The organism is Chitinophaga sp. OAE865 (assembly GCF_040546735.1).
Taxonomy (GTDB): domain Bacteria; phylum Bacteroidota; class Bacteroidia; order Chitinophagales; family Chitinophagaceae; genus Chitinophaga; species Chitinophaga polysaccharea_A.
Genome location: NZ_JBEPOF010000001.1, coordinates 7919831 through 7940219, shown reverse-complemented (window position 1 = coordinate 7940219; position 20389 = coordinate 7919831). Strand labels below are relative to the sequence as shown.

19 protein-coding genes are annotated in these 20389 nt (G+C 46.8%); 7 read left to right on the top strand and 12 right to left on the bottom strand.

Annotated elements, in window-relative coordinates; genetic code table 11:
* The first annotated feature begins 3 nt into the window (after window positions 1–3).
* Both ABIE50_RS31790 and ABIE50_RS31785 read left to right on the top strand, forming a co-directional pair.
* Window positions 4–1161 carry an alginate lyase family protein gene (locus tag ABIE50_RS31790; protein WP_209863174.1) on the top strand — a complete coding sequence of 386 codons (1158 nt, stop codon included), beginning with the start codon at window positions 4–6 and terminating at the stop codon, window positions 1159–1161.
* 101 nt (window positions 1162–1262) lie between these two features.
* Window positions 1263–1499, top strand: a complete 237-nt coding sequence (locus ABIE50_RS31785; protein WP_142685872.1) for a hypothetical protein — start codon at window positions 1263–1265, stop codon at window positions 1497–1499.
* Here the strand turns inward: ABIE50_RS31785 and ABIE50_RS31780 are convergent, their stop codons facing one another.
* On the bottom strand, window positions 1500–2798 hold the full coding sequence (locus ABIE50_RS31780) for a hypothetical protein (RefSeq protein WP_209863172.1): 1299 nt from the start codon (window positions 2796–2798) through the stop codon (window positions 1500–1502).
* A gap of 44 nt (window positions 2799–2842) precedes the next feature.
* Between ABIE50_RS31780 and ABIE50_RS31775 the strand changes: the two genes are divergently transcribed.
* Both ABIE50_RS31775 and ABIE50_RS31770 read left to right on the top strand, forming a co-directional pair.
* Complete coding sequence (locus ABIE50_RS31775; RefSeq protein ID WP_209863170.1) at window positions 2843–3379, top strand: hypothetical protein; 537 nt, start codon at window positions 2843–2845, stop codon at window positions 3377–3379.
* Window positions 3363–3566 (top strand): hypothetical protein, encoded by a 204-nt coding sequence (locus tag ABIE50_RS31770; RefSeq protein ID WP_209863168.1) that lies wholly within the window; start codon window positions 3363–3365, stop codon window positions 3564–3566. Before ABIE50_RS31775 ends, ABIE50_RS31770 begins: the two co-directional genes overlap by 17 nt.
* A 6-nt stretch (window positions 3567–3572) precedes the next feature.
* Here ABIE50_RS31770 and ABIE50_RS31765 read toward each other — a convergent pair whose 3' ends face one another.
* From ABIE50_RS31765 to ABIE50_RS31750, 4 genes are all read right to left on the bottom strand, one after another.
* Window positions 3573–4043 carry a MarR family winged helix-turn-helix transcriptional regulator gene (locus tag ABIE50_RS31765; protein WP_209863166.1) on the bottom strand — a complete coding sequence of 157 codons (471 nt, stop codon included), beginning with the start codon at window positions 4041–4043 and terminating at the stop codon, window positions 3573–3575.
* Window positions 4044–4347: 304 nt separating this feature from the next.
* Window positions 4348–5523, bottom strand: a complete 1176-nt coding sequence (uxuA, locus tag ABIE50_RS31760) for a mannonate dehydratase (protein WP_209863164.1) — start codon at window positions 5521–5523, stop codon at window positions 4348–4350.
* Window positions 5524–5607: 84 nt separating this feature from the next.
* On the bottom strand, window positions 5608–6978 hold the full coding sequence (locus ABIE50_RS31755) for a glycerate kinase type-2 family protein (RefSeq protein ID WP_209863161.1): 1371 nt from the start codon (window positions 6976–6978) through the stop codon (window positions 5608–5610).
* 26 nt (window positions 6979–7004) lie between these two features.
* Window positions 7005–7448 (bottom strand): DUF4890 domain-containing protein, encoded by a 444-nt coding sequence (locus ABIE50_RS31750; protein ID WP_209863158.1) that lies wholly within the window; start codon window positions 7446–7448, stop codon window positions 7005–7007.
* A 188-nt stretch (window positions 7449–7636) separates the two neighbouring features.
* On the opposite strand from ABIE50_RS31750, the gene ABIE50_RS31745 reads away from it, so the two are divergent.
* Entirely contained in the window at window positions 7637–10684 is a 3048-nt protein-coding gene (locus ABIE50_RS31745) for an amidohydrolase family protein (protein WP_354028273.1), read from the top strand.
* 30 nt (window positions 10685–10714) lie between these two features.
* On the top strand, window positions 10715–11992 hold the full coding sequence (locus tag ABIE50_RS31740) for an amidohydrolase family protein (protein ID WP_209863155.1): 1278 nt from the start codon (window positions 10715–10717) through the stop codon (window positions 11990–11992).
* A gap of 104 nt (window positions 11993–12096) precedes the next feature.
* Here the strand turns inward: ABIE50_RS31740 and tyrS are convergent, their stop codons facing one another.
* Window positions 12097–13377, bottom strand: coding sequence for a tyrosine--tRNA ligase (tyrS, locus tag ABIE50_RS31735; protein WP_142685881.1), 1281 nt, complete (start codon window positions 13375–13377; stop codon window positions 12097–12099).
* A gap of 179 nt (window positions 13378–13556) precedes the next feature.
* Between tyrS and ABIE50_RS31730 the strand changes: the two genes are divergently transcribed.
* Window positions 13557–14252: a TapB family protein gene (locus ABIE50_RS31730; protein WP_209863152.1), complete on the top strand. Its 696-nt coding sequence runs from the start codon at window positions 13557–13559 to the stop codon at window positions 14250–14252.
* Window positions 14253–14354: 102 nt separating this feature from the next.
* On the opposite strand, the gene rfbD is transcribed toward ABIE50_RS31730, so the two are convergent.
* From rfbD to ABIE50_RS31700, 6 genes are all read right to left on the bottom strand, one after another.
* On the bottom strand, window positions 14355–15221 hold the full coding sequence (gene rfbD / locus ABIE50_RS31725; protein WP_209863150.1) for a dTDP-4-dehydrorhamnose reductase: 867 nt from the start codon (window positions 15219–15221) through the stop codon (window positions 14355–14357).
* 94 nt (window positions 15222–15315) lie between these two features.
* Window positions 15316–15792, bottom strand: a complete 477-nt coding sequence (gene rfbC / locus ABIE50_RS31720; protein ID WP_354028272.1) for a dTDP-4-dehydrorhamnose 3,5-epimerase — start codon at window positions 15790–15792, stop codon at window positions 15316–15318.
* 55 nt (window positions 15793–15847) lie between these two features.
* Window positions 15848–16903: a dTDP-glucose 4,6-dehydratase gene (gene rfbB, locus ABIE50_RS31715; protein WP_209863147.1), complete on the bottom strand. Its 1056-nt coding sequence runs from the start codon at window positions 16901–16903 to the stop codon at window positions 15848–15850.
* A 14-nt stretch (window positions 16904–16917) separates the two neighbouring features.
* Entirely contained in the window at window positions 16918–17862 is a 945-nt protein-coding gene (locus ABIE50_RS31710) for a UDP-glucuronic acid decarboxylase family protein (RefSeq protein ID WP_142685886.1), read from the bottom strand.
* A 20-nt stretch (window positions 17863–17882) separates the two neighbouring features.
* Entirely contained in the window at window positions 17883–19196 is a 1314-nt protein-coding gene (locus ABIE50_RS31705; protein ID WP_209863144.1) for a UDP-glucose dehydrogenase family protein, read from the bottom strand.
* On the bottom strand, window positions 19193–20332 hold the full coding sequence (locus ABIE50_RS31700) for a DegT/DnrJ/EryC1/StrS family aminotransferase (protein WP_209863142.1): 1140 nt from the start codon (window positions 20330–20332) through the stop codon (window positions 19193–19195). The genes ABIE50_RS31705 and ABIE50_RS31700 overlap by 4 nt, the downstream gene beginning before the upstream one ends.
* Between the last annotated feature and the right edge of the window lie 57 nt (window positions 20333–20389).

The following is a 20389-nucleotide window of genomic DNA, read 5'->3' as shown; positions in this document are numbered from 1 at the left end:
TCCATGCGTATTTTTCTGCTGGCTTTTTTCATAACGCTTTCCTGTGCAATACATGGGCAATCTCCTTTTCAGCTGCAACTGCTTAAAGATACGCGGCCGGAAGTGATCAAACGGGCAGCCTGGGCGCTCCAACAGGCGCCTCAAACAATTACGGCTTTCCGCTGCGAGCGCAGTGCAGGCGGGATACACGATTTTTATTCGGAAGGAGATTACTGGTGGCCGGACCCGGAAAACCCCAACGGGGTGTATATTCAGCGTGACGGTGAAACTAATCCCGGCAACTTCGTGGCGCACCGGCAGGCTATGATCCGCTTCAGCCGGGTGATGGGAGCATTGGCAGCAGGATATATCGCTACCAAAGACAATACCTATCTGCAGCACGCGCTATTGCATGCGAAGGCCTGGTTTGAAACAGCCGCCACGCGCATGAACCCTGCCCTGTTGTATGCACAGGCAATTAAAGGGAAAGTAACCGGCCGTGGCATTGGTATCATTGACACTATCCACCTGATGGAAGTGGTGCAGGCATTGGGTATTATGGAGAAGGCAGGCGTTATTCCAGCCGCTGATCTGCAGGTTTTTAAGAACTGGTTTAGCGAATACCTGCAATGGCTTACCACACATCCATACGGGAAAGATGAAATGAATGCGGCCAATAACCATGGCACCTGCTGGGTAATGCAGGTAGCAGCATTTGCACGTTTTACCGGTAACCGGGAAATACTCGACTTCTGCAGGACCCGTTATAAGACGGTATTGTTACCCCGCCAGATGGCTGCCGACGGTAGTTTCCCGCTGGAGCTGAAACGTACCAAACCTTATGGCTATTCATTGTTTAATCTCGATGCCATGAGCACCATCTGCCAGTTGCTTAGCACCCCGGATAATGACCTGTGGCGCTTTACGGCCGACAGCAGTAAGAGTATCGCTAAAGGAATTGCCTGGCTCTACCCGTTTGTAAATAATAAGAATAGCTGGCCTTATGCACATGATGTGATGTACTGGGATAACTGGCCGGTGGCACAACCTTTCCTTATTTTCGGCGCAGCGGCGCTTCAGCGCCCTGAATATTACCGGTTGTGGCTATCGCTCAATCGGGATCCTGAAGAAGAGGAAGTGTTGCGGAACCTGCCCGTACGAAATCCTCTTATCTGGTTATGAGTGCGTTAGAGTTTACAATTATTTAAGATTCAGATGCTTTATTTTCTTAATATAAATCCTTAACTTTAGGTAACTATACACTATGTTTAAACTTTAGAGAAATGAGTTGGATGGATGACTTGTATGTTATTTACCAGAAACTGGATGCCACCGGTTGTGAAGAGGTAAAGCATGACATTTTAAAAGCCCAGATTGATGGCTGCAACCGCGGAGAGATCTATTTCCTGGTATTGCAACAACTGGTACAGATCAAAACAGGTAAGACGCCTGTTTATGAGTTAATTAAAGGGGAAGTAGAAAATATTATCCACTGTAGTAAAGGACAATACCTGAATTAATCATTTTAATTCTTCTATCAGTTTCTGCACTTTGAGGTAATTCGGCGCACCCGATGGAATTTTCAATAGCCATTCGAGGCACTGTTGTTTACGCCCTTCTTTCAGGTAGCTCAAGGCCATATAAAATGAAGCTTCATAGCGAAGCTCACTGCTGTTGTTAAAAACAGTCAGCAGGTCCTGTCGTGCGGCCCCGGTCAGGTTTTGATCGATCAGTGCTACACCACGATAGTAGCGGGCGTATAAATTGCCGGGATTGGCAGCCAATGCCTTGTTCAGCAACATTACCGCCTCATTGAAGTGGCCATGATTAAACTGTACGATGGCTTCTTCGGGAAGCCGCAGGCTGTCTATGTCCGGGATCTGCATTTCCGTAGAGGCAAATTGCCGGTAAATATTTTTTCTCCAGGGGCTCACATACAGCAATATGGCCAATCCTGCCGCTATCAGTGCAGTGAGGATAACATAGTTCCGGATGGGAATAGGGGAATTATCTTTCAGTGTATACCACGCATTGCGATGAGTGAATAACAGGTGTTGCAATTCATCCCGGTTGGTATCGTTACAGATTCTCTGGCCCAGCAGCTGGCGAACGGCGTCGAAGCGTTTTACCTGCTGGGTAAGCAAGGCATCGCCCTGCAGCCTGTCGGAGAAGGCTTTACGTTCAGCCTCGTTCATCTGGCCGCTGAGAAAGCGGTCTGTTTCCAGCAGGTCTTTTTCGGAAAGACTGTTAGCTTTTAATTTGGTATCGATATCCCTGAACAGGCTGCGGAAACAATCAGCTCTTCTGCCGGGAAGCTCTTTAACCGGAATGCTTGTTTCTGCGGCAATATCTTCCTGCAGGCAGCCATCAGTGAGTGACCAGCGGAGCAGTTCCTTACAATCATCTGAAAGGGCAAGGTAGTAGTGATAGGCGAGCCGCCGTTTTTCTCCTTCTTTAAGCACATCTTCCACATCCTGGATATCATCCCTGCTCATGGTAGAAAGCTCCTCAGCTTCCAGGCCGGGAATGCGCTGTCCTCTTCTTTCCAGTTCCTGTTCCCAGATACGCTTGCATAATAGTTGGAGAAATGGCTCAAAGTCAGTGACCTTCAGCGGATGGCGGCGGGCGAAGTAATAAATGTCCATCAGGGCTTCTTCGAAGATATGGGCTGCGTCTTTTACGTGGCCGCTCTTTTGCAGTATAAACCGCTTTTCTTTAGATGCAAACCGCTGATAGATATTTTCAATTACTGCTGGTTTATGGTGAAGCAATCCCTCAATATATTCCTGGTCGTTATTTATTAATTGTTCAGGTGACATACATATCGTTTTTGCCGGTTCCTCTGTATTAAAAATATTAAACCTTGCGGAAGTGGCCTAATTATTTATTCGCCGTTTTCCGCAGTGAAGGGCCTGAGCAGGCTGCTTACCTGGAAAGCAGGCTGGCGGCATGGTTGGCAGAAGGGGTTACCGTACCGGAAAAGGATACCTTTTGGGCTATTCCGTCATCTTCCCGTCGTGTTAGCTGCAGATGGCTGGTTGCCGCTGCGGCAGTGTTGATAGTGGTTGTGGGTACGCTGCTTTATTTTTACCGGCTGGCCCCGGTGAAGCAAATACATTATGTGAACAATACCGGCCATATTGATACCTTGCTGCCAGTGCCGGGTTGTACCCTTATTACAGGCAAAGGCGCTTCGCTTGCCTATGTGAAGGGGTTCACTGCAATCCCGAAATTACATGTGCTGGGTGGAGATACCTGGTTTGAAGTGGCATTGCCTGTGCGGGTACGGATGCAACTGGATGAGCATACCGATCTGTATACACGGAATGCGGTTTTTACAGTTGGCCTGGAAAACAGGCGGGCTCACGTTCCGGAATACTCCGTTGGAAGAAGTGATTGATGCCGTGAACAGTTACTTCCGGCTCGACATACAGGTACCACCTTCCGCAGCCAGCCTGTATAAACGCAGCCTCACTGTCGGCTTCGGGAATAAATCTGCAGATGAAACACTGGTATCACTGCAAAGGGCGCTTAAGGTTCCTTTGGTAAAAGACAGTGGCAGCAGGTACTACATAACGTTGAAATAAGAAGTATCAGCTCAGGTTTAAGCCTGCCGTTAATTGTTTAAGGATTGTTTTCAGTTGTGTAAACGTTTCCTCACCTATTATACTGGCGTAGAGGTCCTGTACTTCGTCCACCGCTTCGTAGGCATTGATCATAAACTCTTTTCCTTTTTCTGTGAGAAAGATAATGCTGGCGCGGTTGTCAGAATCATGTTTACGTGTGCCTATATAATCATCTGCTTCCAGGTTCTTTACCACTTTACTCATGGCTTGTTTACTGATACGCGCTTTCCTGGCGAGGTCGTTGTTAATAGTGCCCTGGGCATCGATATGTACGAGGAGGACCATATCGCCCAGTTTGAAATTTTTGTATCCGCGTTCCTGTAGTTTCTGTGTAATACGCAGGTCTATATCTTTTTTGAACAAATTGATCAGGCGGGCAAGGCTATCCGGTCTTTTGGCTAGGCATGCCTCATATCTCGCATCTATAGTTGCGCTCATCATATTGTAGGTTTGGTAAAAGTGTACAGTTGATAAAATCTTGTCCTGATGCAATGCTACAAAAAAGCAGTGATTTTTCGTGCAGTGACTTAAAATTTATAATCGTTTATTTAAAAACAGTAAGACCCGCCGGTGGGGCGGGTCTTTAATATATTATAAGGGTAGTGTTATTTGTACGCGTAATCAGCCATTACGGTATATGTTCAAATACGCTTTCTGCCCTGGTGTAGCATCTCAGTCCGACGATGGTATTGCTTATCCCCACCTTTACTCTTTGTGCAGACCTGATGCTGGTAGATGTCAGTCAATCAGAGCCTAAAGCCCCGGCGATGCCCATTTCCAGTCCACGCAGTTCTGCCAGTCCGCGTAAACGGCCTATAGCGCTGTATCCGGGGTTGGTTTTCTTATGCAGGTCATCCAGCATCTGGTGTCCGTGATCCGGGCGCATTGGAATGGAAACATTGCGGCGTTTCATGGTGAGCAGGATATTTTTTACTACGGCAAACATGTCTACGTCGCCTTCCAGGTGGTTGGCTTCATGGAAGTTGCCCAGTGCATCACGTTGTGTGCTGCGCAGGTGGATGAAGTGGATATGATCTCCCAGGCGCTCTATCATGCCGGGGAGGTCGTTATCTGCCCTTACACCGTAGGAACCGGTACAGAAGCACAGGCCATTGGCGGCATATGGAGCTGCAGTCAGCAGCTCACGGGCATCCTGTTCGGTGCTTACCACACGGGGCAACCCAAAGATCGGGAATGGAGGATCATCAGGGTGGATGGCCAGTTTAACACCCACTTCTTCTGCCACCGGCGCTATCTGCTGAAGGAAATAGAAGAGGTGCAGCTTCAGTTGTGTGGCGTCAATGCCTTTGTATTTATCCAACGCTACCTGGAACTGCTGTAGTGTAAAGCTCTCCTCTGATCCTGGTAACCCGGCAATAATATTCTTTTGTAACAGGTCCTTATCTGCTTCGGTCATGCTGTCGAAGTGTTCCTTCGCACGGGCAATTTCTTCTTCACTATAATCTTTTTCTGCTTCCGGTCTTTGCAACATGAACAGGTCGAATGCCATAAACGCGGCTTTCTCAAAGCGCAGTGCTTTGGAGCCATCTTCTACGGTGTAAGACAAATCGGTGCGTGTCCAGTCAAGCACCGGCATAAAGTTGTACGTAACCGTACGAATACCACATGCGGCCAGGTTTCGCAATGATTGCTGGTAATTGTGGATATAATCCTTAAAACGGCCGCTTTGCGTTTTAATATCTTCATGTACCGGCACGCTCTCCACAACCGACCAGGTAAGACCGGCTGCTTCTATGATGGCTTTCCGCTTTTGTATCTCCTCCTTCGTCCATACCACTCCATTAGGCACATGGTGCAATGCGGTTACAACACCGGTAGCTCCTGCCTGTTTAATATCAGACAAGCTAACCGGATCATTGGGCCCGTACCATCGCCATGTCTGTTCCATTCTCAGCATAATGCAAATACGTTTAGTAAATCCAGAATTTCTAGTTCCAAACCCCAAAAATATAATCTATCCACACATATACAAACTTTGATTTCAAATTTTAAGGCCGTCTACAGTGATCAGCATGATCATCAGATCCATCACATTGGTTTGAGTAGGGCCTGTAATCATTAGTCCGCCTGCCTTTGAGAAGAAATGCCATGCGTCGTTCCGCTGCAGGAAACTATTTGGATCGAGCTGCATTTTCCCGGCATTTTTTATCGTTGATGCATCTACGATAGCTCCTGCAGCATTGGTAGGGCCATCGCTGCCGTCTGTGCCGCCACTTAAAAAGGTGAGGAAAGGATAAGGCTCAAGTGCAATGCCTGCTGCCAGTGCCAGTTGTTGATTCCGGCCACCAAGGCCATTTCCGGTCACTTTCACGGTGGTTTCCCCGCCAGCCAGCAAACAGGCAGGCAGAGGCCCGTTGTATCTGAGCGCGGTTTGCACCAGGTCGGCAGCTACAGCATGTACATCTCCTGTAACAGTATCAGAGAGCAACACAGGATGATAACCCAGGTCCCTGGCCTTTTCTGCAGCTGCTTCCAATGCGATGCGGTTGGTGCCGGTAAGGTAGTTATGTGTATGTAGCAGTGAAGGGTCGCCCGGCTTGGGCGTTTCCGGGATCCTTCCTGCCACACCGTTTTCGATGTGTTGAAGAAGGTGCGTTGAAATTTTTTCAGTGAGATGATATTTGCGGAGTACCTCCATCGTATCTGAAAATGTAGAGGGGTCGGCCACTGTAGGCCCGGAGCCTATTACGCTGAGGTCATCGCCCACTACATCGCTGAGCACAAGGGTACATAACGTTGCCGGGTATATGCTCCTGGCCAGTAGTCCTCCTTTGATGCCGGAAAGATGCTTTCGTACCGTATTCATTTCGCGGATATCGGCGCCGCTTTTCAGCAGCGCTTCAAACAACTGCTGTACTTCAGTTAGACTGCTGTGAGCCGGTACATCGGCCAGCAGTGCAGAGGCGCCGCCGGAAAGCAAAAAGATAACCAGGTCGTTTCGCTGTACTTTTGCCGCCATCTCCAGCAATTTAACGGAAGCGGCTACACTTTGTTCGTCGGGCACCGGGTGGCCTGCCTCTACCAGTTCCACCTGCTGTAACGGTAACGCATGTCCGTATTTTGTAACTACCATTCCCTGCAAAGAAAAGTGCCCGGCAAGGAGGCTTTCCAGTTCCTGTGCCATTGCGGCGGCAGCTTTCCCCGCCCCCATGATCCAAACAACCGCGTGCTCGGCGATGGCGTAGCTATCTCCCGAAATATTAATAACCCGGGAGGCAGGCATTATCTCTACATTTTTCCTGATGAGCTGTTGCGGATGTACTGCAGCAACGCCCTGCATGAAAATATCTTTTATATCGGCAGTTGTGTTGATCATATTTACAGGCATAAAAAAAGCAGTGAGATAGCTCACTGCCAATATTTTTCAAGTTAAGAAATTTATCGTTGCTGGGTGGAATCCCTGGCTTCCTTCTTTTGCCGCTTTTTTTCCATTCTTTGTTCCAGTTGTTCCTTTTTATTCATCTCCCAGTCGTTCCACTTTTTATACTGTGCAGGCGTAAAAACGCTTTTAAAGCGCTGGCTGCGTTCTGAATCCAGTGCTTTAAACTGGGTCATACGTTCCTTTTTGGTGAGGGAAGGATTGTTTTTTATTGCATCCATCCGGCGCACAATATCCTGGTTGATCACGAGGATCTTTTTTTCCTGGTCTTTGTTCAGATTTACCTTGTGAGAAATCTTGTCCGTAATTTTATCGGCTCTCCCTTCTGCCGTCCAGCGGCCTCTTGTGCCGGAAGTATCCTTTACCTGGGCATTGGTGGTGAGGGCAGTTGCCGCAAAGAAAACGGAGAGCAGCATCCATGTATAAACAGAAATAAACTTCATAGTCAGCAAGTATTATACGAATTTAAACAAACTTAAGCTGTAAACCCTTTTCAAATTATCCCTTTTTCGTGTGAATGCAAAATACACCTACCACTCATAAAAAATATGCCGTTTTATTTATTCCCGCCTCAATGATTTATTACATTTAGCGGATCAACTGAATCTGAACCGAAAAAATAAAGATTTACATGAAAAAAGCTTTTGAGAACCCCGGAGCAGCCCTGCTGTTACGGCGTATTACCTATGCTATGAAGCGGCACCGCGGTAAACTGCTGTTACTGGCCCTGTTGGCAACCGGTGCTGTGGCCAGCGCCCAGGAAACCTTCCCGGTAAACGGGATCGCCGATCCCCGCGAAGGATGCTTCGCTTTTACGCACGCTACTCTTGTAAAAGATCCGCAAACCACTTTTAACGATGCCACGCTGGTGATCCGCGACGGGAAAATAGTGTCGGCCGGTACCTCGGCAGCTATACCAAAAGATGCGGTGATAGTGGATTGTAAGGGAAAGTATATTTATCCTTCCTTTGTAGATATTTCCAGTAATTATGGCTTATCGGAGCCCAAAAGAGGAGGGTCTCCATGGAATGCGGCTCCGCAGTTCCTGTCTAACACCAAAGGCGCATATGGCTGGAACCAGGCTATCAGAAGCGAAGTAAATGCCGTGGATCTTTTTGCAGTAAATGATGGAAAGGCCGCGCCTCTGCGGGAAGCGGGCTTTGGCGCCGTGCTTACCCATCAGCCGGATGGTATTGCCCGTGGCACGGCAGCGCTGGTAAGCCTGGCTGCTACCAGGGAAAACAAAGCCGTTATCCTGGAAAAAGCAGCAGCAGCCTATTCGTTCGATAAAGGCAGCTCCACCCAGAATTACCCGAACTCCCTCATGGGCTGTATCGCCCTGTTGCGGCAAACTTACCTGGATGCCCGGTGGTATAAGACCCGGCCCGCAAAAGAAGGCGTGAACCTTAGCCTGGAAGCATGGAATGCCAGCCAGCAGTTGCCCCAGCTGTTCGAAGTTACCGATAAATGGGACGCGCTTCGCGCAGATAAAATAGGTGACGAGTTTGGAGTACAGTATATTATCAGGGCCAGTGGTAATGAATACCAGCGCATCAGTGAAATGGCCGCTACCAAAGCGGCTTTCGTATTGCCGCTTAATTTCCCCGGCGCTATTGATATGGAAGATCCCGCAGACGCCCGCTACGTTTCGCTGGCCGACATGAAGCACTGGGAAATGGCCCCCGGTGAGCCTGCTGCGTTTGAAAAGGCAGGTATCCCCTTTTGTTTAACTGCCGCTGATCTGAAAGATGTAAAACAATTCATGGCCAATGTACGGAAAGCCATCAGTTATGGCCTCAGCGAACAAAAAGCACTGGAGGCATTAACCAGAACACCGGCCACCCTCATAAAGGCTTATGATAAAGTAGGCAGCCTGGAACCCGGTAAACTGGCCAACTTCCTCATTACCTCAGGCCCCGTTTTTAACGAAAAGACCATTCTTTACCAAAACTGGGTTCAAGGTAACCGCTATACCATTAAAGCCGACGGCTGGAATGATATCCGCGGTATCTATACCGTAAACCTTAGTCCGGGCGGCAGCTACTCTGTAGAAGTGAGAGGCACTGCTACCGCGCCTTTACTGTCTGTTTTACAGAAAGACACTCTTCCCGGGCGTATTGATGTAAACGGGAAGCTGGTAACATTGTCGCTCCCACTGGCTAAAAACAGTAAAAGCAATGTACGTCTCAGCGGTATTATCGGTGATAACAGCTGGACAGGTACTGGTGCCGACACCAGCGGCAACCCTGTAAAATGGACAGCAGTATTTGTAAAGGCAGCTCCTGAAAAAGCGGATTCAGTAAAGAAGGAAACACCCCTGGCCACTGGCCCGGTGTATTACCCGTTCAATGGTTATGGCTGGGAAAAATTGCCATCTCCACAAGACCTGCTGATTAAAAACGCCACCGTGTGGACCAGCGAAAAAGAAGGAATACTGGAAAATACAGACGTTTTGATCCGCAATGGTAAAATCGCCCAGGTAGGTAAGAACCTTGCTGCCGGCAATGCCAGGGTGATAGACGGTACAGGAAAACACCTGAGCGCCGGCATCATTGACGAGCATTCGCATATTGCACTCAGCAGGGGAGTGAATGAATCATCGCAATCCGTGACTGCAGAGGTGCGGATCGCCGATGTATTAAATCCTGACGATATCAATATTTACCGTCAGCTGAGCGGTGGCGTAACGGCCTCCCATTTGCTGCATGGCAGCGCTAACGCCATCGGTGGCCAGTCACAGCTGATCAAGCTCCGCTGGGGACAAAATGCAGAAGCCCTGAAAGTAACCAACTGGGATCCCTTCATCAAGTTTGCATTAGGCGAAAATGTGAAGCAATCCAACTGGGGCGAACGTAATACCGTACGTTTCCCGCAAACAAGGATGGGAGTAGAGCAGATCTATACAGATGCGTTTACCCGTGCGCTTGATTATGAAAAACAGGGCCCCGGCAAGCGCCGTGACCTGGAACTGGACGCCCTTGTGGAAATATTGCATCAGAAACGTTTCATTACCTGCCACTCTTATGTGCAAAGTGAAATCAATATGCTCATGCATGTGGCAGACAGCTTCCACTTTAAAGTGAATACTTTCACCCATATCCTCGAGGGATATAAAGTAGCCGATAAAATGAAAGCGCATGGAGCCGGTGCAGGTACCTTTGCCGACTGGTGGGCTTATAAAATGGAAGTGCAGGACGCTATTCCCTACAACGCCGCTATTATGGAAGGAGTGGGCGTGCTCACTGCCATCAACTCCGATGATGCGGAAATGGCCCGGCGCCTGAACCAGGAAGCAGCCAAAAGCATTAAATACGGCGGTATGAAAGAAGAAGAAGCCATTAAGCTGATCACCATCAATCCTGCTAAACTACTGCATGTAGACAGTCATATGGGCAGTATCAAAGCGGGTAAGGATGCCGATCTGGTATTGTGGAGCGACAACCCGCTGAGCATTTACGCCAAAGCCGAAAAGACCATTGTTGATGGTATCGTGGAATTTGACCGCGATTACGATTTACAGCTGCGCAAACGTATAGCAGCAGAGCGCAACCGTCTTACCCAACTGCTGCTCGGGGAAAAGAAAAAAGGTACACCTACCCGGAAGGCTGAACTGGTGGCGGAAGAAATATATCATTGTGAAGATCTGCAGGGAGGACATCAGCAGGCTATTGGTAACTAATTTTTTAAGCACCGCTAAATGCAACAAGCGATGAGAAAACAATTGATTTTATTAAGCCTGGTACTGGGAGCGTATGCTGCCCGGGCGCAGGAAACGATATCTCCGGCGGGTCCGCAAAATAAACCCGTATACCTCACCAATGCTACTATTCATATAGGTAACGGACAGGTAATTGAAAATGGTTCCATTGCTTTCAGCAAAGGGAAAATTACTGCAGTAGGCGCTAACATTCCCGAAGCCGGTGGAGATGCCACCATACTGGATATGAAAGGGCAGCATATATACCCCGGCATTATTGCACCCGAATCCAACCTGGGGCTGGTAGAATTTGAGAGTGTACGTGCTACGATCGATGCACGCGAAGTAGGGGAAATAAATCCTTCCGTACGTTCCATCATTGCGTATAATGCAGATTCCAAAGTAATCAATACATTGCGCTCCAACGGGATATTGCTGGCACAGGTAACACCGGAGGGAGGCATCATCAGCGGCGTTTCCTCCGTGGTACAGCTGGATGCCTGGAACTGGGAAGATGCCGCCTATAAAACAGACAATGCACTGCACTTTTTTATGCCCCGTGTATCGCCTGTTGGCGGTGGCCCTGGCTCACCCGACCGGTTGAAGGTGGCAATGGAACAAATAGAAGCGGTGAAAACATTTTTCCGTGAGGCTAAAGCTTATCAGCAAGAAGGTAAGCACACCGCTACCAACCTGAAATTTGAATCGATGCGGAAGCTGTTTACAAAGGAGCAAAAGCTGTTTATTCATTGCGATCTGGTAAAGGAAATGCTGATAGCAACAGACTTTGCCAAAGAATTTCAGCTCGATGTAGTGATTGTGGGAGGAACAGATTCCTGGCTTATTGCGGATATCCTGAAGCAGCATAATATCCCGGTAGTACTGGCCCAACCGCATGCTTTGCCGGTAATGCAGGATGATGATGTAGATCAGCCCTACAAAACAGCAGCGCAATTGCAGAAAGCAGGCGTATTGTTTTGTTTAAGCAATGAAGGGTTCTGGCAACAACGTAACCTGGGTTTTGAAGCCGGTACTGCAAGTACTTATGGGTTAACAAAGGAAGAAGCCTTGTCGGCCGTTACGCTTAACGCCGCTAAAATACTGGGGATCGATAAAACGACAGGCTCTCTTGAAGCCGGCAAGGACGCAAATATTGCGGTGAGTACCGGCGATATTCTTGATATGAAGTCGAGCGTAATTACGCGTACATTTATCCAGGGAAGGGAAATAAATCTGGATAATAAGCAGAAACAGTTATACGAAAAGTATGAGAAGAAGTATGGATTGTAAGCAAAGTTTGTTTTGCTGCTGATATATTTGATTTAAAGAGAAGAGGGAAGATAAAAAGCGGATAATTGCTTTTATCTTCCCTCTTCTCTTTTTATGATGAAGGGTTATACAGCCTTTACCAGGAAATAACTTTTGCCTTTCTGCAGCAAAATATATTTATCTCTCAGTAATGAAGATGTATTTACGATCATGTCAATACCGGGAACTTTTATTTTGTTTACGCTTACCCCCCCGCCCTGTACTGTTTTACGGGCTTCGCTTTTACTGGGGAAAATGCCTGTTTCAGCGAGCAGGCTTACAATATCCTTACCTGCTTCCAGGTCTGTTCTTGGTACCTCAAACTGAGGTACGCCATCCATCACATCGATCAGGTCCGATTCGGAAAGGGATAACAGTAATTCGGCGGTGTTTTTATTATATAGTATAGACGCTGCTTCTACTGCGAAGTTATAATTTTCTTCACCGTGAATAAATACCGTTACCTCTTTGGCAAGACGTTTCTGCAACAGTCGCTGCCCCGGATCTTTCCTGTGTTCTTCTATCAAAGCTTCCACCTCCGGTTGTTCCATGAAGGTGAATATTTTGATATAGCTTTCCGCATCCACATCAGTTGTTCTAAGCCAGAACTGGTAGAAAGCATAGGGAGAAGTACGTTTAGGATCAAGCCATACGGTGCCTTGTTCAGTTTTACCAAACTTGGTACCATCGGCTTTTTTGATCAGCGGACAGGTAAATGCGAATGCCTCGCCTCTTGCTTTACGGCGGATCAGCTCCGTGCCGGTAACAATGTTGCCCCACTGGTCTGAGCCCCCCATCTGCAGTTTACAGTTTTTGGCGGTATATAAATGATAGAAATCGTAGCCCTGTATCAGCTGATAGGTGAATTCTGTGAATGACATCCCGTTGTCGCCTTCGATCCTTTTTTTAACCGAATCTTTGGCCATCATATAATTAACGGTGATATGTTTACCGGTATCGCGAATAAAGTCGAGGAAGGTAATGTGTTGAAACCAGTCGAAGTTATTCACCATTTCTGCTGCGTTTGGTTTTGCAGCATCAAAGTCGAGAAAGCGCTCCAGCTGGGCTTTGATACCGGCTACATTTTTTTGCAGGGTATCCAGGTCCAGCATTTTTCTTTCTTCCGCTTTAAAAGAGGGGTCGCCTACCATTCCGGTAGCGCCACCCACCAGCGCCAGGGGTTTATGTCCTGCCTTTTGCAGATGCACCAGTAACAGAATGGGAACCAGGCTGCCGATGTGCAACGATTCTGCGGTTGGATCAAAACCAATATACGCAGTGGTCATTTCCTTTTTCAGTTGCTCTTCCGTGCCAGGCATCATATCCTGTAGCATACCCCGCCAGCGCAGTTCATCTATCAGATTCATGATTTTAATAATAATTTTTGCAAACCTACATAAAATTCACAGGATTCGCCCATTTTAAGGATTCCTGGCTGGTATAACAAATATCTATGTAAATTTATAAAGAAGACCGGCCTTTAGTCCCCAGCTACAGCCGGAGACGCATGTGACAAAATTCTTTCTTACCCCAAACCAGGTATATTATGAAAAAAGCTTTTATTTTTTTTGTTGTGCTGTGCTTTGCAGTACCGGTGCTGGCACAGGATTGCAAGGGATACTATTATCTGCTTAATAATGCAGAAATTGAAATGTCCATTTTCGATGCGAAGGGAACTGCCAGCGGGAAAAGCGTTTATAAGGTTACCAATGTGCGCAGGGAAGCGGGTGGAACAGTATCTGATTTTACAAATACGTTTTACGATAAAAGCAATAAGCAGGTAACCTCCGGAACCGGGCATTTTAAGTGCACTGGCAATGGCGTGTCCATAGATATGAAAATGAGCATTCCGGCAATGCCGCAGATGAAAGACATGAAAATGGAAGGTAAAACCAATGCGTCTTTTCTTGACTATCCCTCCGGAATGCATGCCGGTCAGGAGCTGCCTGGTGGTACTTTTGAAATGAGCGGGAATATGAACGGAATGGAAATAGGGATCAGTTATGAGATCAGTAACCGGAAGGTGCTGGGAAAAGAGAAGGTGACCACTCCTGCGGGAAGCTGGGATTGTTTCAAAATTGCTTATGATATTAATTTCCAGATGAAGATGATGGGGCAGGGGATTCCAATGAAATTGAGTGCAGTGGAATGGTTTGCGCAGGATTTCGGACCGGTGAAAACCTCATCCAGTAAGGATGGGAAAGATATGGGAGGAACAATGATCACCGCATTGAAGAAATAAAGCAAAAGGGATGTATTAAAAGTAGATCATCTTTTTACATGTTCCCATCAGGACCCGGATAAAAAGTGGCTGTCTTCTATTTCGGAGACAGCCACTTTCCTTTTAGCTATTTTTCAGGCATTTGGCCAGGCTATCCCTCCAGTAAGGGATGTTGAGGCCAAAAGTGCTTTTAATTTTTTCCTTATTCAATACGCTGTATGCGGGGCGTTTGGCAGCTGTTTTATATTTATCGGATGTAACGGGGTAAATAGCAGTAGTGGCGTTTGTCATTTCTTTGATGGCTACGGCGAAGTCGAACCAGCTGGTAATGCCTTCGTTGCTGTAATGATATACACCACCAATGGCAGTTTCGGGATTAGCTGCCTTGTATTGCAATATATCCAGGATGGCTTTGGCCAGGTCTCCCGCATAGGTAGGGGTGCCGGCCTGATCGAAAACCACGTTCAGTTCCTGTTTTTCCTGCATCAGCTGCCGCATTCTTTTTACGAAGTTAACCGCGTATTCAGAGTAAAGCCAGGAGGTCCGCAATATAATAGTATCCGGATTGTAGCCTGCGGCAGCTGCCTCGCCACGTACTTTGGAGGCACCGTAGATGCTTTCCGGATCAGTTTCATCGTTTTCAGTATAAGGCACATTCTGTTTGCCACTGAACACATAATCCGTGGATATATGCACCAGTTGTGCCTTATGTTGTGCGCATATTTCAGCCAAACCCAGTACTGCCTGGAAGTTCAGCAGAAATGCCTTGTCTTCCTCTTCCTCAGCTTTATCCACTGCCGTATATGCTGCGCAGTTAATACATGCATCGATCTGCTGTGCAGAAAAATAGGCCGCCAGGGCGTCTGCATCAGTGATATCCAGGTCCTGGTAATCGGTATATAACAGGTTGAATTGCGGATAATCGCCTGCTACTTTTTGCAGGGCTTGTCCTAGTTGGCCATTTCCGCCGGTAACAAGAATATTCTTCATAGCAAATGATCAGCTGTTAAAAATAAAATTATGTTGAATGTTTGCCAGTGTGGGGAGGATCAGGTCTTTCTCGGAAACGATGGCATCATCCAGGTTAATGCCCCAAATCAATACCAAGAGAGGGGTCGTTATAAATAATTCCTCCCTCGCTGCCTTTATGGTAGAAGTTATCGCATTTGTACATCACTTCTGCTGTTTGGCTGATCACCGCATAACCATGTGCAAACCCTTTAGGTACCAGCAGTTGTAATTTATTGCTGGCGCTGAGTTCTATCGCAAAGGATTTACCATAGGTAGGAGATCCCTTACGGATATCTACAACGGCATCGATAATACTTCCTTCCAGTACCCTTACCAGTTTGGTTTGTGCATAAGGCTCCAGCTGATAATGAAGCCCACGGAGTACCCCGTAGGTAGAGCGGGCCTGGTTGTCCTGTACAAATTTGTACTCAATACCTTCGGCGCTGAAGGTATTGGCATTGTAACTTTCAAAAAAATAACCACGGTGATCGCCAAAAACTTTGGGCTCGTAAATTAACAGGTCGGGTATCCCGGTTTGTTGAAAAGGCATGTGTAATAGCTATAAAAGCAATGAGCAGTTAGTTTTTAGGCTAACTGCGGCATCACTATCTTTTTTGATATTGTTCGTTATAGTATTGCTGGTAATTTCCGCTGGTAACATTGTTGAGCCAGGCTTCATTTTCCAGGTACCAGTCTACTGTTTTTTCCAGCCCCTCTTCAAACTGGAGAGAAGGCTCCCAGCCCAGTTCTTTATTGAGCTTGGTAGCATCAATAGCATAACGGAGATCGTGTCCTGCCCTGTCTTTCACAAAAGTGATCAGCTGTGCAGAGGTGCCTTCAGGCCGCCCCAGTTTTTTATCCATGATCTTGCACAGTAATTGAATCAGGTCAATATTTTTCCATTCGTTGAATCCGCCTACATTATAGGTTTCACCTATTTTTCCGTGATGGAAAATAGTATCGATTGCGCGGGCATGGTCATTTACAAACAACCAGTCGCGAATATTTTCACCTTTCCCATAAACCGGCACCGGCTTATTGTTTTTGATATTGTGAATAGCCAGGGGGATCAGCTTTTCGGGGAAATGGTGAGATCCATAGTTATTGGAGCAATTGGAAATAACAGCCGGCAAATGATAAGTGTGATAATAAGCCATTACAAAATGATCCGAGCTGGCTTTTGAAGCGGAATAGGGCGAACGCGGGTCATAGGCGGTAGTTTCAAGGAAAAATCCTTCATCGCCCAGTGATCCGTACACTTCATCGGTAGACACATGATAGAACAGTTTTCCGCTCATGTTATCTTTCCAGTGTTTCCGTGCATTGTTCAGCAATACTGCAGTGCCGAGTACATTTGTCTTAATAAATGCCAGCGGGTCCATGATGGAGCGGTCCACATGGCTTTCTGCGGCGAGGTGAATCACCCCATCAAACTGATACCTGGCGAAAAGCTCATCAATGAACGCTTCATCTGTGATATCACCTTTTTCAAAAATGTAATTCGGTTTATCTTTTACATCCACCAGATTTTCCAGGTTACCAGCGTAGGTGAGAGCATCAAGATTAACAATCTGATAATCAGGATATTTATTGACAAATAACCGTACTACGTGAGAGCCAATAAACCCGGCGCCGCCGGTAATTAATAGTTTACGCTTCATTCCAGAGAAAAATTTTATTTTAATAAGGCCTCTTTAAAATATTCGTAAGTGATTTTTAACCCTTCCTGCCTGCCTACTTTGGGCTCCCAGCCTAACAGGGTGCGGGCCTTGGTGATGTCCGGCTGCCGTTGTTTGGGATCGTCTTTGGGTAATGGATGATAAACAATTTTTTGTTTGGAACCTGTTAATGCAATGATCTCTTCGGCAAACTGGTTCAGGGTAATTTCCTGTGGGTTACCGATATTAACCGGCAGATGGTAGTCGCTTAACAGTAAGCGGTAGATACCTTCCACCAGGTCGTCTACATAGCAGAATGAACGGGTTTGGCTACCGTCGCCAAATACGGTCAGGTCCTGTCCATTCAGTGCCTGGCTCATAAATGCAGGCAATGCACGTCCGTCATTAAGCCGCATACGGGGACCGTAAGTATTGAAGATACGAATGATACGCGTTTCAACACCATGGAAATTATGATAGGCCATTGTAATGGATTCCAGGAATCTTTTGGCTTCATCATATACTCCTCTCGGGCCAACGGGGTTTACATTTCCCCAGTATTCTTCAGGTTGTGGATGCACATTCGGATCTCCGTACACCTCGGAAGTAGATGCTACAAGGATACGTGCTTTTTTTTCCTTTGCCAGTCCCAATAGGTTATGCGTGCCCAGTGATCCTACCTTCAGCGTCTGGATAGGCATCTTCAGGTAGTCGATCGGACTGGCCGGGGATGCAAAGTTCAATATGTAATCAAGTTTGCCGGGAACATGCACAAACTTGGTGACATCGTGATGATAGTATTCAAATTCCGGCAACGGAAAAAGGTGTTCAATATTTTTGATATTGCCGGTAAGAAGGTTATCCATGCCAATTACATGAAATCCTTCCTTTATGAACCGGTCGCAAAGGTGAGACCCCAGAAATCCGGCAGCACCTGCAATGAGTATTCTTTTCTTTTCCATATGTCAGGTATAAATAATAGTTACAAAGTAGCCGGTATGCGTCCTACACTTTCATAATGATAGCCGAGTTCTTTCATACGGGACACCTCAAAAAGGTTTCTGCCATCAAAAATAGCCTGGTTATTAAGACTGGCTGATATCTTATTGAAGTCGGGAGTTCTGAACACACTCCACTCAGTTGCAATGATCAGGGCATCTGCATTTTCCAGGCAAGTGTATTGATGATCTGCATATTTAATCTTATCCCCAAGTACCTGTTTTACGTTTGCCATAGCTTCAGGATCAAAAACGCTTACAGTGGCTCCTTCAGCGAGTAAGGCATCAATGATATACAATGCTGGTGCCTCCCTGATATCATCTGTATTAGGTTTGAAGGCAAGCCCCCACAAAGCAAAGTGTTTGCCCTTCAGATCGTTTTTAAAGAAATTTTTTATTTTAGGAAGAAGGAATAACTTCTGATTTTCATTTACATCCATTACGGCATTCAGGATCTTAAATTCATACTGGGCATCCTCCGATGATTTTACCAGCGCCTGTACATCTTTAGGAAAGCAACTGCCTCCGTAACCGATGCCAGGGAAAAGGAAACGCTTACCAATACGATCGTCGCTACCAATGCCTCTGCGTACCATATCCACATCAGCACCCAGTTTCTCGCATAGCACCGCAATTTCGTTCATGAAGGAAATCTTTGTAGCCAGGAAGGAGTTGGCGGCATATTTGGTAAGCTCTGCAGATTTCTCATCCATAAACAGAATGGGATTTCCCTGTCTCACAAAAGGAGCATATAGCTCACCCATTACTTTTCTCGCTCTTTCGGACATTGTACCGATCACCACCCTGTCTGGTTTCATGAAATCATCTACTGCTACACCTTCCCGCAAAAATTCAGGGTTGGAAACCACATCAAACGGAGTTTTGCAGTTTTGTGCGATAGCAGACGTCACCTTTTCTGCGGTTCCAACCGGTACTGTACTTTTATCTACAATCACCTTGTAGTCTGTCATGATTTTCCCCAGGTGTGTAGCAACATTAAGCACAAAAGACAAATCCGCTGCCCCATCCGCTCCGGGTGGCGTGGGAAGTGCAAGGAATATTACTTCTGCGTCTTTAATCCCTTCTTCCAGGCTGGTAGTGAAGGACAGGCGTTCTTCTTTGAGGTTGCGTTCAAATAATTTTTCCAGCCCTGGTTCGTAAATGGTGATCTGGCCTGAAGAAAGCTTTTTTACTTTGTTGGCATCAATGTCTACGCAGGTGACATCATTTCCTGTTTCGGCAAAACAGGTACCGGTCACGAGACCTACATAACCGGTTCCTACTACTGTAATCTTCATGTGGGGAGATTGTTTAAAAATGATTTAACTGACTGGATAATATATTCCAGCTGATCGGGATCCATTTCAGTGTGTATTGGCAAGGAAATCACCTTGGTGGTGAGATTATCGGTTACGGGGAGATCAAAAGCTGCGCCGCCGAAGTGCTCGAACATTTTTTGGCGGTGAGCAGGAACAGGATAGTAGATCATTGCAGGAACTTCTTTTTCTGCCAGGTATTTTTGCAGTTCATTCCTGTCGGCGCCATTCAGCTGCAGGGTGTATTGATGAAATACATGGTAGCTGTAAGGGGCGCGGTAAGGTGTTGTTATCTGGGGCATATCTGCAAATGCAGCATCATAAGCGTCTGCTACTGCACGACGCGCTGTAATATATTCATCCAGCAAAGGAAGCTTGATGCGTAATACAGCAGCCTGTACGGAATCGAGACGGGAATTACAACCCACCACATCATGATAATAACGTGCAGACTGGCCATGATTGGCCACCATGCGGATCTTTGCCGCCAGGTCATCGTCGTTGGTGAAAATAGCACCGCCATCTCCGTAGCAACCCAGGTTCTTGGACGGGAAGAAAGAAGTACAGCCAATATGCCCAATGGTACCGGCCTTTTTCTTTGTGCCGTCGGCAAAGGTATAATCAGCACCTATCGCCTGCGCATTATCTTCAATCACATACAGTTTGTGTTTTGCTGCCAATGCCATCAGCGGCTCCATATCCGTTACATGACCATATAAATGTACCGGCACAATGGCTTTGGTTCTGGGTGTAATTGCCTTTTCTACAGCCGCTATATCTACACAATATGTTTTAGGGTCCACATCCACAAAAACAGGTTTCAGCTGCAGCAGGGCTATTACCTCAGCCGTAGCTATAAAAGTGAAAGAAGGAGTTATTACTTCATCACCAGGTTCCAGTCCGAGCGCCATCATGGCAATTTGAAGCGCATCTGTACCGTTTGCACACGGGATCACATGTTTTACTCCCAGGTACGATTGCAGCTCGCTGCTAAACTTTTGAACCGCACCACCATTAATAAAAGCGGAACTATCCAGCACTTCGCCGATGGCTGCATCCACCTGTGATTTAATCTTCGTATACTGGCGTTTCAAGTCCACCATCTGAATAGGAACCATATGATCGTATATTTTTATTTTGTTTAAAGTGTGCAAATTTACAAATTTTGGGATTGG

Excerpts from the sequence above, each read along its gene's own strand:
- ABIE50_RS31780 (WP_209863172.1), bottom strand. The coding sequence starts at position 2,798 with ATGTCACCTGAACAATTAATAAATAACGACCAGGAATATATTGAGGGA.
- rfbB (WP_209863147.1), bottom strand. The coding sequence starts at position 16,903 with ATGAAGCGTAAACTATTAATTACCGGCGGCGCCGGGTTTATTGGCTCT.
- tyrS (WP_142685881.1), bottom strand. The coding sequence starts at position 13,377 with ATGAATCTGATAGATGAACTGCGCTGGCGGGGTATGCTACAGGATATG.
- ABIE50_RS31710 (WP_142685886.1), bottom strand. The coding sequence starts at position 17,862 with ATGGAAAAGAAAAGAATACTCATTGCAGGTGCTGCCGGATTTCTGGGG.
- uxuA (WP_209863164.1), bottom strand. The coding sequence starts at position 5,523 with ATGCTGAGAATGGAACAGACATGGCGATGGTACGGGCCCAATGATCCG.
- ABIE50_RS31745 (WP_354028273.1), top strand. The coding sequence starts at position 7,637 with ATGAAAAAAGCTTTTGAGAACCCCGGAGCAGCCCTGCTGTTACGGCGT.
- ABIE50_RS31700 (WP_209863142.1), bottom strand. The coding sequence starts at position 20,332 with ATGGTTCCTATTCAGATGGTGGACTTGAAACGCCAGTATACGAAGATT.
- ABIE50_RS31750 (WP_209863158.1), bottom strand. The coding sequence starts at position 7,448 with ATGAAGTTTATTTCTGTTTATACATGGATGCTGCTCTCCGTTTTCTTT.
- ABIE50_RS31740 (WP_209863155.1), top strand. The coding sequence starts at position 10,715 with ATGAGAAAACAATTGATTTTATTAAGCCTGGTACTGGGAGCGTATGCT.
- rfbD (WP_209863150.1), bottom strand. The coding sequence starts at position 15,221 with ATGAAGAATATTCTTGTTACCGGCGGAAATGGCCAACTAGGACAAGCC.
- ABIE50_RS31705 (WP_209863144.1), bottom strand. The coding sequence starts at position 19,196 with ATGAAGATTACAGTAGTAGGAACCGGTTATGTAGGTCTCGTGACCGGT.
- ABIE50_RS31765 (WP_209863166.1), bottom strand. The coding sequence starts at position 4,043 with ATGAGCGCAACTATAGATGCGAGATATGAGGCATGCCTAGCCAAAAGA.
- ABIE50_RS31730 (WP_209863152.1), top strand. The coding sequence starts at position 13,557 with ATGAAAAAAGCTTTTATTTTTTTTGTTGTGCTGTGCTTTGCAGTACCG.
- ABIE50_RS31785 (WP_142685872.1), top strand. The coding sequence starts at position 1,263 with ATGAGTTGGATGGATGACTTGTATGTTATTTACCAGAAACTGGATGCC.
- rfbC (WP_354028272.1), bottom strand. The coding sequence starts at position 15,792 with ATGCCTTTTCAACAAACCGGGATACCCGACCTGTTAATTTACGAGCCC.
- ABIE50_RS31790 (WP_209863174.1), top strand. The coding sequence starts at position 4 with ATGCGTATTTTTCTGCTGGCTTTTTTCATAACGCTTTCCTGTGCAATA.